The following is a 14,333-nucleotide window of genomic DNA, read 5'->3' as shown; positions in this document are numbered from 1 at the left end:
CGCGGCTTGCCGCGGCGGATCAGTGTCCAATCTGCGAGAGCCATGTTGTCGAACACGCCGGGGTCGCCGACCCTCCACAGCAATGCCGCGATGGCCGTCGAGTTGACTGGCATCACCAAGCGTTTTGGCGCATTCGTCGCCAATGACGGCATCGATCTTGCGGTCCGCCGCGGCGAGATCCACGCCATCATCGGCGAGAACGGTGCCGGCAAGACGACGCTGATGAACATCCTGTTCGGCCTCTTGCAGCCGGACGAAGGCTCGATCCGGCTGAACGGTGAAAAGATCGTGATCGCCGACCCGTCCATGGCGATAAAGGCCGGCCTCGGCATGGTTCACCAGCATTTCAAGCTGGTTCCCTCGCTCTCGGTTGCCGACAACGTCTTTCTCGGCATGGAAATCCGTCGCCATGGACTGATCGACCACGCTGCGCAGGTGGCGCGAACGCGCGACCTGTCGAAGCGCTTCGGCCTGCAGGTCGATCCGACCGAGCGCGTCGGGTTGCTCTCGGTCGGCATAGAACAGCGCATCGAAATCCTGAAGGTCCTGGTGCGCGGCGCGCGCACCATCATCCTCGATGAACCGACCGCCGTGCTGACGCCGCAGGAGAGCCGTGAACTGTTCCAGACGCTGCGCAGCTTCGTGGCCGAAGGCATGACGGTGATCTTCATTTCGCACCACCTGGAAGAGGTGATGGAAGTGTCCGACACGGTGACGGTGCTGCGCAACGGCAGGAAGGTGGCGACCCGGCCGACGGCCGAGCTCAGCAAGGACGAGTTGGTGCACATGATGGTCGGCCGCGAAGTGAGCTTCGACCGCCGGCCGCGCGCTTCGCTGCACGGCGACGTAGTGCTCGAAGTGAAGGATCTGTGGGCGCGCGACGATCGCCTGCTGCCGGCTCTTCGCGATGCCAGTTTCACGGTCCGCTCCGGCGAGGTGGTGGGAATCGCGGGTGTGGCCGGCAATGGACAGACGGAGCTGGCGGAAGTGCTTTCGGGCCTGCGGCCGGCAAGCCATGGCGGGGCCTGGCTGAAGGGCCAGAATCTCACCGATCTCTCGCCCGCCGCGATCCGCCAGGCAGGCCTCGCCCATGTTCCAGGCGACCGCATGGTACGCGGGGTCGATCGCAACGCTTCGATAGCGGCCAACACCCTGATGGGCCGCCAGCATCGCGCACCATGGAGTCGTGGCGGCATGCTCAACTGGAATGCCATAAATCAAAACGCCGAAACGCTGATCAAGAGCTTCGATATTCGCGCGCGCGGACCGAGCGATGCGGTCAAGCGGCTTTCGGGCGGAAACATCCAGAAGGTCGTTCTGGCACGCGAATTCACCAATGGCGCCGATTTCCTGCTGATCGACCAGCCGACGCGCGGCGTCGACATCGGCGCCCAGGAGGCCATTCATGACGAGATCATGCGCCAGCGTGCCGCCGGCCGCGCGATCCTGCTGATTTCCGTGCAACTCGACGAACTGGCCGCCCTTGCCGACCGCATCCTGGTAATGTTCAACGGGCGGATCATGGGCGAGGTCTCTGGCGATGACGCCGACGAGGAGCGCATCGGCATGATGATGGCAGGCGTGGCCGCGCCGGAATTCGCCGCGGAGACCGCATCATGAGAGACCATTTGCATGCCGTTTCCGGCCAGGTCATCGCCATCGGCGTGGCACTGCTGATGGGCGCGATCATCATCCTCATGGTCGGCGAAAGCCCGGTGCGTGTGTTCATGACACTGTTGCGCGGCGCCTTCGGCGATCAGGAGAAGATTGCCGGGACCTTGCTGCAGACGACGCCGATCCTGATCTGCGGTGTCGCTGCCTGCATCGGCTTGCGCGGCGGCATGTTCAACGTCGGCATCGAGGGCCAGCTGTTCCTCGGCGGCTTCGCCGCCGCCTGGGTCGGCTTTGCCATGCCCCTGCCCGCGGGCATCCACACGCTGGCAGCACTGGCGCTGGCGGTCGTGGCAGGCGCGGCCTGGGTCGCCATCCCCGCCTATTTCCGCGCCCGCTACAACACCAACGAGGTCGTCTCGACGATCCTGTCGAACTACGTGGCGGTGCTGCTCACATCCTACTTCACCATCTTCCTGTTCAAGCGGCCGGGCGGCTGGTCGGAGACGCCGCCGATCCTGGCGACATCCTATCTGCCGGAGATCTTCGCCTTCTCGCGGTTGAACTGGGGCCTGGTCATTGGCCTGGTGCTGGCGGTCGGCGCGGCCTTTGTCTTCCGCTACACCAGATGGGGTTACGGCGTCACGATGGTCGGTTCGGCGCCGAAATTCGCCGAATATGGCGGCGTCAACGTGAAACGGCAGGGTTTCCTGGTCCTGCTGCTTTCAGGGGCCGTCGGCGGGCTGGCCGGCGGCGTCGAGACGCTCGGCGTCCATCACCGCTTCATGGAAGGATTTGCCCCCGGTTTCGGCTTCGACGGGCTGATCGCCGCCCTGCTTGCCAATGGCTCGCCGGTCGCCACCATCTTCACCGCACTGTTCTTCGGCGCCCTGCGCAACGGATCGCTGCTGCTCGAGGTCGACACCAGCGCGTCGCGCGAGATCATCACCGTGATCCAGGCGCTGATCATCCTCAGCGTGTCGGCCCAGGTGCTGGTGAGAAAGCGCGGCGACAGCCAGGCAGGGGAGCGGCGATGGAAATTCTAGACAAGCTCATCAACGTCGCGCTGATCGCGGCGACGCTTCGCACCACCGCGCCCATCCTTCTGGTCGCGCTTGGCGGCTCGTTCACCACCAAGGCCGGCATCTTCAACATCGGCCTCGAGGGGCAGATGCTGGTCGGCGCCTTCTTCGCCGTCCTCGGTTCGATCTGGACCGGTTCCGCACTGGCGGGCGTCGCCTGCGGCGTTGCGGCGGCGCTCGTCTTCGCCCTGGTTTTTGCTGTCCTGGTGGTGAGCTTCAAGGCCAATGAAGTGGTCGTCGGGCTGGCGCTCAACATCCTGGCCGGCGGCATGACGATCTCGCTGATGAAAGCGATCTTCGGCACGCGCGGTTCGATCGTCGGTCACGGCATCGTCGGCCTGCCGAAAGTCCAGCTGCCCGGCGCCCGCGACCTTCTCGGCTCCTGGGCGCCGCTGATCTCCGGCTTCACGCCGCTCGTCTATGCCGCCTTCATCGCCGTGCCGCTGCTGGTCGTCTGCTACAACAGGACGCGGCTCGGCCTCTATATCCGCGTCGTCGGCGAAAAGCCGGAAGCCGCCGAGGCGCTTGGCATCTCGATCACCCGCGTCCGCTACATCGCATCCCTGCTGTGCGGATTGCTGGCGGGCCTCGCCGGCGCGCATCTGTCCCTCGGCTACATCACCATGTTCACCGAAAACATGTCGTCGGGCCGTGGTTTCATGGCGGTGGCGATCCTGATCTTTTCCAACGGCGATCCGCTGAAGGTGCTGGCCGGCTGCCTGCTGTTCGGCTTCGCCGATGCCTTTTCGTTGCGCCTGCAGACGTTTGGCTATCCGTCCTACCTGGTTCTCACCGTCCCCTATGTCGTCGCGCTGATCGCATTGTTCGCGCTGTCCTACCGGGCGCGCCCGAGGATCATCGCGGAGACGCTGGAATCGATGCGGAAACTGCTGTCGGTAGACAGGAACACCGAACCCGGCGGCAAAAATCCCCAGTGAAGGAAGCCTTTATGGAACGCATAATCCTCGACGTGGATTCAGCCGGCGACGATATTCTCGCCGTGCTGTTTGCAGCGGTCAATCCCAAACTCCGGCTCGAGGGTGTCACCACCGTGACCGGTGCGGCCGGCCCGATCGAACAGGTCACCAACGTCGTCCTCAACACGCTGACGCTCGCCGGGCGTGACGACATCCCGGTTCACGCCGGTGCGTGGCGGCCGATCGTCGGCAACGCCAAGGCCGACATGGAGGCGCCGGTGCATTTCGAAAAACGGCTCGTCGCCCGCTTCGGCGATCGCCTGAAGAAGTTCAACCCGCCGGCGCCGACGCCGGTGCGGCAGGCCACGTCGGGACATGCGGTCGATTTCATAATCGAGACGGTCATGCCCAATCCGGGCGAGATCACGCTGGTGACGACCGGCCCGCTGACCAACGCGGCGATGGCGCTGTTGCAGGAGCCGCGATTGACCGGTGCACTCAAGCGGCTGATCGTGCTCGGTGGCAATTTCCAGACGCCGGGCAACATCACACCCCTGTCGGAGTACAACATCTGGGCCGATCCGGAGGCTTCGCGCATCGTGCTCAACGCCGATGTCGAGAAGATCCTCGTCCCCCTCGACATCTGCGAGGACAACCGCGTCGCCGACTCGATGCTGACGCGCGACGACATCGCCGACATGCAGGCCGTCGCCAGGGACAATCCCGTCCTTGAGATGATCGCCGACAGCTTCCCGATCTACATCGACATCTGGCGCGAATTCTTCGACCTCGTCGGGTTCCCGATGGATGACGTGATCACCGTGGCGCTGGCTTTCGATCCCGGCCTGGCGACGATGACCGAGCCGCTGTTCGCCGACGTCGTGCTCGACGGCAGGCTGGCGCGCGGCCAGACCGTCGCTTATCGCGGCCGGCAATTGCTGCCCGGCGGCGGGCCGAAAACCACCCGCATCTGCACCGGCCTGGACGGCCGGCGTTTCCTCGACGGCTTCAAGAAAACCATAGCGCGCTACGAGCGGGCGGCGTGAAAGACGACATGATGACCAAGCCAACTCCTATCCTGTTCGACTGCGACCCCGGCCACGACGACGCCATCGCGCTGGTCATGGCGCATCGCTCGCCGGCCATCGAACTCATCGGCGTCACCACGACCTGCGGCAATGCGGAGGTCGAGAAGACGACCGCCAATGCCTTGCGCATCCTGGAGTATATCGGCGCCGGCGACGTGCCTGTCGCGCAGGGCTGCCACCGTCCGCTGGCGCGCCCGCTGGTGCTCGGCACCGCCGATGGCCCGAGCGGGCTCGAGGGCTCGCCCTACCTGCCGCAGGCGACGATCAAGCCGGTTGACCAGCATGCCGTCGATTTCCTGGCCGACAGGCTGCGCGCCGGGCCCGAACCGATCCTGGTCGTTGCCACCGGCCCGCTCAGCAATATCGGCCTGATGATCCTCAAGCATCGCGACGTGCTGCCCAAGATCAAGGAACTGATCTGGATGGGCGGCGTGTTCTACCGCAAGAGCGAGATCATCACGCCGACCGAATTCAACGCGTTCTGCGATCCCGAAGCGCTGAAGATCGTGCTGGACAGCGGCGTGCCGATCCTGATGGTCGGCCTCGACGTCACCATGCAGGTGCTGATCGAGGCGCCGCAATATGCCGAACTCGCCACCATCGACACGCCGCTCGGCCGGCTCGTCAACGACTGGCTGCTGTTCTACGAGAAGCTGCACCGCAACTCGATGGGCGTCGGCGGCGCCATGCACGATCCGCTGGCGCTGGCGCTGGCCATCGACCCGACATTGGTGCGCACGCGCCCTGCCCATATCGGCGTCGATCTGTCCGGCACCTACGCCTTCGGCGCGACCATCGCCGACTACTGGGGCGAGCGCGGTGAAAAGGACAATGCCCGCATCGCCCATGAGGTCGACGCGGACCGCTTCTTCAAGCTGATGTTCGATCTCCTGCGGGACTGAACATCCAACGGACTGAGGGTTAGCGGAACAGATATTTCGAGACTTCCGGGTTGCCGCGACGCCACATCACATTGTCCAGGAAGTAATGGTGCACGTTGATGAATATCCACGCGATGAAGAGGAAAAGCGACGAGCCGAGCACCTGTTTGTCGTAGGGAACCAGGGCACTCAGCGCCATCGGCACGAGCCAGAAACCGAGAGCACCGAGAATTGTGCCGGCGATGATGAATATCAGCACCCGCAGCCTGTACATCGGCCCAAGAATGGACAGCACCCTGAATTCCGGATCCTTGACGGCATCCGCGCGGTCGCGCTCGACATTGGTCTGGTAACGCCAGACGACCGCCAGATACTGCAACGAATGGAGCGCCGGCACCACGAGCAGCCAAAGCGGATTTAGGGCCACGAACAGAATCCAGGCATAGAGCGACACGACGTAAGCGACGACGCCGTTATACGGCAGCGCGCCGCCATGTTTGCGCCAGCGATTGACGAACATCACGGCGGTGGCCGCCGAGGAGGCAGCGGCGACCGCGAGCGCGATGTTGAGGAGCCAGGGCGGGACAGCGAATGTGTAGTAGTCCAGGCCCCAGTACTGCCTTTCGGTGATCACCACGTTTGTCTGGAGCCAGGCGAACAGCCACACGGCATAACCGTTGAACAGCAGCACTTTCTTGTCCTGATCGCTGAAGAATTTGCGCTTCAGCACCGCGTCCACAATCAGCATGCCATAGCCTTGCTTGACGTAGTGCCAGCCGACGAAAAAGCCCATCGCGTTGGTGGCATATCCCAGCAGGCGGGCGTTGCCGGTTACGGAGCCATAGGCGAAGAAAGCGACCATGATCATTGGGACGGCAATGCCCGCGATGATGTAGCGTATCTGGAGATTCCTGTCGTATCCGTCACCGCGCACCTTGCGTGCGAAATTGCGATAGAAAATCTGGTAGGAATGGGCAAAGTGCGGCTGGTTGATGAGATGCGACAGCAAGAACGCCGCCAGCGCCACGACGCCCTCATATTTGAGCGGCACGAAATACAGGATCGGCAGGATCAGGAACGCGCTCCCGCCGAGCATGAAAAAATCGATGAACGGACCAAACAGGTATTTCTGTGGAGGCGCCGCGACCGAGACCGGAGCATCCGCCGAAAGGTGAAGTGCCATGCTGCCTTCTCCCTGTGATTGTTATCTAGCCATCAACCTGATAGGAATTTTTTCTTGACTCCCTGCACTCAGCTATGGTACATTTTTGTCCATGGTGCTGATTTGCGCCAGTGACCCAAGCCGTCAGCCCTGCGTAGCCGACCACCTGAAAATCATGAGGCAACAAACCATTAGATCCGGTGACCTCAACGGCAGTCTGCGCAGCGTGGACATATACGACCATCAGCGCGGCAACGAAACGAAGTATTTGCACGGGCGAAACCAACAGGGCTAGTCCTGACTGTTGGCCCCAGGGTCTGGTATGGCCCCACCAAGGAACCCCGGTAATATCATGGGGACGCGCCGAGCGTAATCGCCGTACTTTGGGAAGGTTTTCTCAAGGATAGACTCTTCATTTCTCGCGCGTCTATACTGCAAAAAGAACTGAAACGCACCCAGTCCCACCATCAGCATTGAAAAGTGCGAAAGGATCATCCCGAGAACGAATACCGCCTCGCAGATGTAGAGCGGATGCCGAACGATCGAGTACGGGCCGGTAGTAACAAGGCGACGAGCTGTCGCCATGAGAGAGAAGGAACGGCCCAGCCAATAGAGACAGAAAATCGAACTGGCCGTACCGATCAAAACCAAGCCGAGCGCCGTCACTTGCACCGCCTCATTTTTCAATGCCGGTGTCAGGGTTAGTGCGAGCAGGACCATAAATGTTCCAGCTACTGAGGTTATCCTCGGTTCAATTCCCTGCGCAGTTCCCTTCGGCGGTAGGCGGATGATTGTCATCACAAGCTGCAACAACAGAAACGCGGTTGACGCCAGTTGAGTGACGACTGCGAGCGAACCTGCCGAGGTACCCTGCCGGAAATAGAGGAACAGAGGTATCGCACCGGATGTCACCAAAACCGTCATGACAAAGATGATGGCTATACGACCAAAAAAATCCTCGCTCAACATTTTCACCCCCTTACCTAAGCAGTCATTGAAACATCGCTTCCACGCCCGACAAGAAAGAGGCAACGGCTAGGCCGTCTGAACTTTTGATTAACCCGTCCGGCCTATCGTGGCCGAATGCCGAACCTTCTTCCCGTGCTTCGTGTCCTGGCGCCGATCTCAATTGTGATTTCAGCCACCACCATGATCGCGCTTGATCCTCACAGCGCAACGTTTGCGTTTTGGTTGGCGTTGCCTCTGAATGCGGCGGCGTGGCCCGCGCTTCGCATAGCAGATCGGGCTGCCGCCGTTCAGTTAAGCTGATTCAGGATCCCGGAACCGCTCGCCAGCACCAAACTTTTGTAGATCAGGAACGCCAGCGTACAAATCGCGGCCAGCGAGATCGGCACGCCGAACGGCACCACGCCCTTGCGGTCCAGATGCTGGACGATGAGCCGAAAAGCACCTGCGGGCAGCAGGAAGGGGTTTTTCACGATCGCCGCGGTGGCCAAGGCGAAAACCAGAAGCAGCACCGAAAACACCGCGAGACCGCTGCCGCCGACCAGGAAGGGTACGACTGCTATCAGCTTGACATCGCCGGCGCCGATCTTGCGCAAGGCCCAGAACGGCAAGAACGCGACGAACAACAGAAGCCCTGCACCGGCGCTCAGTCCCATGTCCCACCACGACCCGGACTGGAGCGACAGCAGCAGCAAGCCCCCCGCGCCCAGGCAAAGCAGCAGCAGCACGTCGCGATTGGAAATCTTCTGGGTGGTAAAATCGACCCAGGCAATCCTTGCCAGCAGAGGGATTGCGAGCACCTTCAGCAGCAGTGCTTCGACGAGCAGCATGCTAGCGCTCGATATTCTGCACGCTGGACGACAGCAGCTTCAGATTGTTGGCGACGGTCGGGTCGTTGGGCGCCAGTTCGTAAGCCTTGAGGAAGTTCGAGCGGGCATCCTGCAACTTGCCGCGCAGTAGATAGGAATAGCCGACATTGTTGTAATATTCGGGCGTCGCGCCGCCCAGCTTGAAGGCCCTGGCATAGGCCCGGTCGGACAGGTCGAAGCGGTGGATCCGGTCGGTGCAGGCGGCCAGCCCCATCCAGGCGTTGCCGTCATTGGGCGCCAGTTGCGTCGCCTTGAAGAACAGCGCGCCGGCATTGCCGTAATTTTCGGCGCGGAACTGGTTCTTGGCCTCCGCGACGGCCTGGTCGGAGGCGTAATACTCGACGTCGCTGACCGTTTTCAGCCCGTCGAAAGCATCGCCAAAAGACGTCACGTCGCCCTTCGACGGCTCGTTGGTGCGCACGACACCGTCGGTTGTGTCCGCCGTCTGGCAACCGGCAAGCACCGCCATGAGCAGACAGGCCGCGGCCGCGATAACCCTCTTCATAAATGTGTCCCCTAGGGTCCCCGACTCACATTAGGACCAAATCATATACCAAACTAGAAGAAAATGCCCTTCATGCGAATGATGACCGGCAACATGATGACCATCATAACGACCGGAAAGATGCAGAGGCCCAGCGGGATCATCATCTTGACGGGCAGAGAATTGGCGCGTTCTTCCGCACTCAGGATTCTTTGCCCACGCATTTCGGCACTATAAACACGCAAGGCATCAGTAAGGCTGGTGCCAAGTTCTTCCGATTGCCGGAACAGCACGGCAAGTGCCCGCGCCTCCTCAAGACCGATGCGATCCGAGAGTTCCCGTAGTGCTTCCCGCAACGGCTTGCCGGCGCGTAGTTGCAGATTCATGATCGACAGCTGTATTCCCAGCCATTTGTGGGTGGCAGCCATTTCATGACTGACGCGCTCGACCGCCGCCTCCAGGCTCATGCCGGCATCGGCACAGGTAATCATCATGTCCATGAAGTCGGGGAAAGCCCGCCGATAGACCTGTTTTTGGCTGTTCTCGAAGCGGTCGAGCAGAATGGCGGGAATCACGATGCAGGCGAGGCCGAACAAAGCAGAGCCGGCAAAGGTTATGAAACCGGGCAGTTCTGGTGGAAGGACCCACGACAGCAGTGCATAGATGGCCAAAAACCCAATGCAGACTGCAACCAGACGGGACAGGGTATAAACCAGCGGTGCGCTTGATTTGTAAAAGCCGGCACGAAAGAGCTTCGCCTCCAAAGCATTCGGCTCATCGCGCTCCTTTTCGATCGCCTTGAAGTATGCATCGACCGGCCGTTGCGCCGAAAGCTTGGCAAGCTGGTCTTGTCCGAGCATCGATCGGCGGTCCGTAATTCCTTCGCCCATCAGGCTCTGCGCGACGAGCTTTCGCGTCTGCAGAGCCGGGAGGAAGACAAGCGCACCGAACAGGAAGAGGGACACCGCCGCCACAAAGACGGCAATAGACACCAAGAAGCCCAGGTCCTGAATGTTCGAAAACAATTTCTTTCGTCGCTCCACTCAAAAATCGAAAGTGACCATCCGGTACATGATGAAGTCGCCAAGCAGCGCCCACAGCCCGAAGATCAGGAACACCGGAAGAATGAGCGGGCTGCCCCAGACAGTGCCGTAATAGGCCGGGGCAATGAGTTGAAGTATCAGGAACATCACAACAGGAAACAAGGAGATGATCCAAGCTGAGACACGACCTTCGGCCGAAAGCGCCCTGATCTTCATGCGCAGCTTCTGCCGTTCACGCAGGACCGAAGAAAGATTGGCCAGAATTTCGGTCAAATTGCCGCCCGTCTTCGCCTGGATCGACAGCGACACCGACAATAGCTGAAGCCCCTCGAAGCCGACGCGCTGCGAAAGCTTTCGCACAGCCTGCTCGATGCTGAGACCAAAGGTTATCTCATCGGAGACGATGCCGAACTCGGTTCCTAGCGGATCGGGCATTTCGCGCGCGACCAGACCAATGGCGACCGAAGCCGGGTGTCCGGCGCGCAGCGAACGTACGATCATGTCGAGCGCATCCGGCAGCTGTTTGGCAAACTTCAGGATTCGTTTGTTGCGCGCACGCCGGAGAACGAGAAGCGGCAAGACGAGCCCGACGACCAGAAAGATAATGAGTGACGCCAAGATGGAGAAATTGAGGAGGAACGCCAGCAGCAATGCCATCGCCAGCCCCGCAAACAGGAACGTTGCGGCGAAGGTCAGTGGGTTTCCAGTGATGCCGGATTGGGTATAGAGCCTGTTCAACCAGACCATCCCAAAGAGAAAATCGCCGGAGTCGGTGAGGCCACGCTCCCGCAGCAATCCCTGTAAGGTTTGTTCCGCCGAGACGTCGCCAGCGAGCCGCTTCAATCGGCGATTGACCGCCACGGACCGGGAGCGGCGGCCGGCAAATGAAAGATAAAAGGCTTCGCCGGCGAGAATGAGGGAAGCTGCCGCCAGCATGTAGATGAAGTAGAGCAGAGCTTGACCCGTCGGCATCAGAGGGCAACCTGCGGGTTGAAGGCGTCCTTGGCGAAATGATGGCCAAGCGTCGCGGCCTCTGGAGCGAAGCGCGGACGGACACCGGTTGCGCGAAAGTCTCCGATCACCTTGCCCTCGGCCGTCACCTCACGGCGGACGAAATGATAGATTTCCTGAAGCTGGACGACATTACCCTCCATACCTGTCAGTTCCGATATGGAGGTGACGCGCCGGCCGCCGTCGGAAAGACGCTGCGTCTGCACGATGATGTCGATGGCCGAAGCAATCTGCGCCCGGATTGATTCATGCGTCATCGGCATGCCGGCCATGCCGACCATCTGCTCCAGCCGCGAGATCGCATCGCGCGGCGTGTTGGCATGGATTGTCGTCATCGAGCCTTCATGGCCCGTATTCATGGCCTGCAGCATGTCGAAGGCTTCCTCGCCGCGCACCTCGCCGACGATGATGCGGTCCGGCCGCATGCGCAACGCGTTCTTCAGCAATTCGCGCTGGCGAACCTCACCTTTCCCCTCGACATTGGGCGGGCGCGTTTCGAGGCGGCCGACATGCGGCTGCTGCAGTTGCAGTTCGGCCGCATCCTCGATGGTGATCAGCCGCTCCTTTGAGGGGATGTAGCTCGACAAGGCATTGAGCAAAGTGGTCTTGCCGCTGCCGGTGCCGCCCGAAACCAGAATCGATTTGCGCGCCTGCACGGCGATCCGCAGCAGTTCGATCATGGGCGGACGGATCGAATTGAATGCCATCAGGCGTTCGAGCGAATAGGGATTTTTCGAGAATTTGCGGATCGACACCAGCGGACCGTCGACCGAGATCGGCCGCACGGCGATGTTGACGCGTGATCCATCTTCCAGCCGGGCATCGACCATCGGCGACGATTCATCGACACGCCTGCCGATAGCCGAAACGATCTTGTTGATGACGCGCAGCAGATGCGCCTCATCCCGAAACCGGATTGGCGTCTCTTCGACTATGCCACGCCGCTCTATGAAAACGCGTTTGTGAGTGTTGATCAGGATGTCGGTAATGGAATCATCCTTGAGCAACGGTTCGATCGGCCCGAGGCCCAGCATCTCGTCGGCGGTGTCGCTGGTGAGTTGATCGAGTTCGCGCGCATTCAGCGGCACCGCGCGAGCGCGAACGAACTCGCGCACGATTGGACGGATCTCGTTCAGGATCTCATCCTTGGAAGCACTTTCAAGAGCGGTCAGGTTGAACCGGTCGATCAAGTGGCGATGCAGCTCGACCTTGATCGTCAGAAAATCGTCACCATGCGCTTCAGTGTCGGCAGTTGGTGAAAGGGCAGAAGCAACAGGCATAACAGCCAGCGACTCGGCCTTTGGCGCTGCCTGCTGCTCGCTTGGCCCCTTTATGAACCGCCCCAGCATAATTGCTTATACTCCCCTTGGACACGCATTAGCCGAAACTAAACGTTAACCAACGGGCACACAAGCGCCTGGATGCCCGGCGCACAGCCATTACTTTCGACATAGTTAAGATCAAAGACCACAAATCCCTTGGTTATTTGATGCAGAGGGCATGCAGGCTTCCCCCAAATTTATCCGGGGATCTCGGACGCATCCGGCCACGCCGCGAAAACGGGCAAAACTCTCGCTTAAGTCCTTAGATATAAAGGAATATGCATTTCTGCTAATTCTTCCCTGGTTTCGCCACATGAGCGGCCAAATTGTGAACGAATGGTTAAGGGCTATCAAAAAATGAAAAGAATCAACCGCTTGATAAGATTTGACTTTGCAATGTTCTTGCCGAATCACGTATATGAAAGTTAAGGAACCCTTAATGTCGTTTGACTCTGCATTTTCTCGGGACCTAGGATCGAGATGACGGGGGATGCTTGGGTATGGTTTTCATCCTTTGCTCTGTCTCGTCGGGTTCCAACCTCCAAAGGGAGAAATTGACATGAAGAAGCTCATGACGATGACCCGGCAGTTCCGCGACGATGAAAACGGCGCTGCCATGGTCGAATACTCTATCCTGGTCGGCATTATTGCTGCTGCGTCGATCCTTGCGATCATCGCGATCGGAGCCTGGGTCTCAGGGCAGTTCACCAGCCTTTGCTCAACGCTGCAGGGTGCCTCGGCTCAGGCGGGCGTGACCTGCCCTGCTGCGGGCTAATCACTAGTAATGCCAGGGCCCGGATGAACTGATCCGGGCCCTGTTCCGCCGATATCTTGCCTTTTGGGGTTTGGGGTTATGCGCGCCAACACACTCATCATGATAGTGCTCGCCGGCGTGTTCGGCGTCCTGGCCGTGGTTCTGGTCAACATCTGGCTGGCCGGTCAGCGTAGCGCCATGGCGCAAACGGGAATCGTTCAAGCCAGCACGGTTGTAGTCGCGGCAATACCACTGAAATTCGGCGATACGCTGAGCGCAGACACATTGCGCGAAGTCGCATGGCCTGCGGGCTCGATTCCAACGGGCGCCTTCAAGACAACGAAAGAGGCCTTGGCCGGCGAAGGCACCAGGCAGGCGCTGCAGACCATTAGCGCCAACGAACCTGTCCTCGCCAGCAAGATCACTGGACCAGGCCAACGCGCCACGCTTTCGGCCGTGCTTGGCGAAGGCATGAAAGCTGTGTCCATCAGGGTCAACGACGTGCTTGGCGTCGCCGGCTTCGTCTTCCCGGGCGACCGGGTCGATGTGCTGCTGACGCGAACGGTGCGCGGCGATGATGGGGCGGACAAGAGTTTCGTCGATGTGCTGCTGCAGAGCATGAAGGTGCTCGCCATCGACCAAGTGGCCGATGTGAGCAAGGATAGCCCAACCGTGGTGAAGTCCGTAACGCTGGAAGCCAGCACCAAGGACGCGCAGAAGCTGACGCTGGCGGCAGGCGCCGGCCAATTGTCGCTGGCGCTGCGCCAGGCCGCCGCCAGCAAGGGCGAAATGACCGAGCGGGTGACGCTTTCCGACCTGACCGGCGAAACGCCGGCCGATGTCGCCGCCAGGCAGGCGGAGCTCGACAGGAAGGCAGCGGCCGAAGCGGAGGCTGCAGCCGAGCGCAAGCGCGCCGAGGACAAGATTGCCGGGTTGACCCAGGCTGTGGAGCGGGTGGGAAGCCGCCTCGACGAGTTGGGCAAGGTAAAGCCTGCTCCGATCGTGATGGCGGCACCGCAGCCGGTCGTCAAGGAAGTGGTCAAATATGTGCAGCCTGAGCCGCCGGCGCGGGCAACGATCGGCGTTTTTCGGGGTGTGAAGCTCGAGACATATGACGTGCCGCGACAACCATGATAAGGTGCG

General features: G+C 60.8%; 14 protein-coding genes. 7 read left to right on the top strand and 7 right to left on the bottom strand.

Annotated features, from left to right (window positions below; translation table 11 throughout):
• The first annotated feature begins 42 nt into the window (after positions 1-42).
• From EN949_RS03460 to EN949_RS03440, 5 genes are read left to right on the top strand one after another with little or no spacing between them, the layout of a single operon-like run.
• Positions 43-1,620 carry an ABC transporter ATP-binding protein gene (locus EN949_RS03460; RefSeq protein ID WP_127370769.1) on the top strand — a complete coding sequence of 526 codons (1,578 nt, stop codon included), beginning with the start codon at positions 43-45 and terminating at the stop codon, positions 1,618-1,620.
• Positions 1,617-2,657: an ABC transporter permease gene (locus EN949_RS03455; protein WP_127366109.1), complete on the top strand. Its 1,041-nt coding sequence runs from the start codon at positions 1,617-1,619 to the stop codon at positions 2,655-2,657. Before EN949_RS03460 ends, EN949_RS03455 begins: the two co-directional genes overlap by 4 nt.
• Positions 2,645-3,631, top strand: a complete 987-nt coding sequence (locus tag EN949_RS03450; protein WP_013530293.1) for an ABC transporter permease — start codon at positions 2,645-2,647, stop codon at positions 3,629-3,631. Before EN949_RS03455 ends, EN949_RS03450 begins: the two co-directional genes overlap by 13 nt.
• Positions 3,632-3,642: 11 nt before the next feature.
• A complete protein-coding gene (locus EN949_RS03445) occupies positions 3,643-4,656 on the top strand; it encodes a nucleoside hydrolase (protein ID WP_127366108.1) in 1,014 nt (337 codons plus the stop codon).
• A complete protein-coding gene (locus EN949_RS03440; protein ID WP_164754812.1) occupies positions 4,653-5,600 on the top strand; it encodes a nucleoside hydrolase in 948 nt (315 codons plus the stop codon). Before EN949_RS03445 ends, EN949_RS03440 begins: the two co-directional genes overlap by 4 nt.
• 19 nt (positions 5,601-5,619) lie before the next feature.
• Here EN949_RS03440 and EN949_RS03435 read toward each other — a convergent pair whose 3' ends face one another.
• The 7 genes from EN949_RS03435 to EN949_RS03405 form a co-directional block, all read right to left on the bottom strand.
• Positions 5,620-6,762 (bottom strand): hypothetical protein, encoded by a 1,143-nt coding sequence (locus EN949_RS03435; protein ID WP_127366107.1) that lies wholly within the window; start codon positions 6,760-6,762, stop codon positions 5,620-5,622.
• 270 nt (positions 6,763-7,032) lie between these two features.
• On the bottom strand, positions 7,033-7,710 hold the full coding sequence (locus tag EN949_RS03430; protein WP_127366106.1) for an isoprenylcysteine carboxylmethyltransferase family protein: 678 nt from the start codon (positions 7,708-7,710) through the stop codon (positions 7,033-7,035).
• 287 nt (positions 7,711-7,997) lie between these two features.
• Positions 7,998-8,537 (bottom strand): prepilin peptidase, encoded by a 540-nt coding sequence (locus EN949_RS03425; RefSeq protein ID WP_127366105.1) that lies wholly within the window; start codon positions 8,535-8,537, stop codon positions 7,998-8,000.
• 1 nt (position 8,538) lies between these two features.
• Positions 8,539-9,081, bottom strand: coding sequence for a tetratricopeptide repeat protein (locus tag EN949_RS03420; RefSeq protein WP_024502281.1), 543 nt, complete (start codon positions 9,079-9,081; stop codon positions 8,539-8,541).
• Between the two features lie 53 nt (positions 9,082-9,134).
• Positions 9,135-10,085: a type II secretion system F family protein gene (locus tag EN949_RS03415; RefSeq protein WP_127366104.1), complete on the bottom strand. Its 951-nt coding sequence runs from the start codon at positions 10,083-10,085 to the stop codon at positions 9,135-9,137.
• An 18-nt stretch (positions 10,086-10,103) separates the two neighbouring features.
• A complete protein-coding gene (locus EN949_RS03410) occupies positions 10,104-11,039 on the bottom strand; it encodes a type II secretion system F family protein (RefSeq protein ID WP_245459103.1) in 936 nt (311 codons plus the stop codon).
• Positions 11,040-11,074: 35 nt separating this feature from the next.
• On the bottom strand, positions 11,075-12,463 hold the full coding sequence (locus EN949_RS03405; protein WP_127371632.1) for a CpaF family protein: 1,389 nt from the start codon (positions 12,461-12,463) through the stop codon (positions 11,075-11,077).
• Positions 12,464-12,995: 532 nt separating this feature from the next.
• Between EN949_RS03405 and EN949_RS03400 the strand changes: the two genes are divergently transcribed.
• Positions 12,996-13,211, top strand: a complete 216-nt coding sequence (locus tag EN949_RS03400; protein ID WP_127367637.1) for a Flp family type IVb pilin — start codon at positions 12,996-12,998, stop codon at positions 13,209-13,211.
• Positions 13,212-13,289: 78 nt separating this feature from the next.
• The gene (gene cpaB, locus EN949_RS03395) at positions 13,290-14,324 is read left to right on the top strand and encodes a Flp pilus assembly protein CpaB (RefSeq protein ID WP_127371480.1); all 1,035 of its coding nucleotides are present in this window, start codon (positions 13,290-13,292) and stop codon (positions 14,322-14,324) included.
• Positions 14,325-14,333: the final 9 nt, after the last annotated feature.

It is taken from the genome of Mesorhizobium sp. M7A.F.Ca.US.007.01.2.1 (assembly GCF_003998165.1).
Lineage (GTDB): Bacteria > Pseudomonadota > Alphaproteobacteria > Rhizobiales > Rhizobiaceae > Mesorhizobium > Mesorhizobium ciceri.
The sequence above is the reverse complement of the archived record's forward strand: the minus strand, read 5'-3'. Positions and strand labels throughout refer to the sequence as shown.

Excerpts from the sequence above, each read along its gene's own strand:
- EN949_RS03435 (WP_127366107.1), bottom strand. The coding sequence starts at position 6,762 with ATGGCACTTCACCTTTCGGCGGATGCTCCGGTCTCGGTCGCGGCGCCT.
- EN949_RS03420 (WP_024502281.1), bottom strand. The coding sequence starts at position 9,081 with ATGAAGAGGGTTATCGCGGCCGCGGCCTGTCTGCTCATGGCGGTGCTT.
- EN949_RS03405 (WP_127371632.1), bottom strand. The coding sequence starts at position 12,463 with ATGCTGGGGCGGTTCATAAAGGGGCCAAGCGAGCAGCAGGCAGCGCCA.
- EN949_RS03460 (WP_127370769.1), top strand. The coding sequence starts at position 43 with ATGTTGTCGAACACGCCGGGGTCGCCGACCCTCCACAGCAATGCCGCG.
- EN949_RS03455 (WP_127366109.1), top strand. The coding sequence starts at position 1,617 with ATGAGAGACCATTTGCATGCCGTTTCCGGCCAGGTCATCGCCATCGGC.
- cpaB (WP_127371480.1), top strand. The coding sequence starts at position 13,290 with ATGCGCGCCAACACACTCATCATGATAGTGCTCGCCGGCGTGTTCGGC.
- EN949_RS03445 (WP_127366108.1), top strand. The coding sequence starts at position 3,643 with ATGGAACGCATAATCCTCGACGTGGATTCAGCCGGCGACGATATTCTC.
- EN949_RS03430 (WP_127366106.1), bottom strand. The coding sequence starts at position 7,710 with ATGTTGAGCGAGGATTTTTTTGGTCGTATAGCCATCATCTTTGTCATG.
- EN949_RS03425 (WP_127366105.1), bottom strand. The coding sequence starts at position 8,537 with ATGCTGCTCGTCGAAGCACTGCTGCTGAAGGTGCTCGCAATCCCTCTG.
- EN949_RS03400 (WP_127367637.1), top strand. The coding sequence starts at position 12,996 with ATGAAGAAGCTCATGACGATGACCCGGCAGTTCCGCGACGATGAAAAC.
- EN949_RS03450 (WP_013530293.1), top strand. The coding sequence starts at position 2,645 with ATGGAAATTCTAGACAAGCTCATCAACGTCGCGCTGATCGCGGCGACG.
- EN949_RS03410 (WP_245459103.1), bottom strand. The coding sequence starts at position 11,039 with ATGCTGGCGGCAGCTTCCCTCATTCTCGCCGGCGAAGCCTTTTATCTT.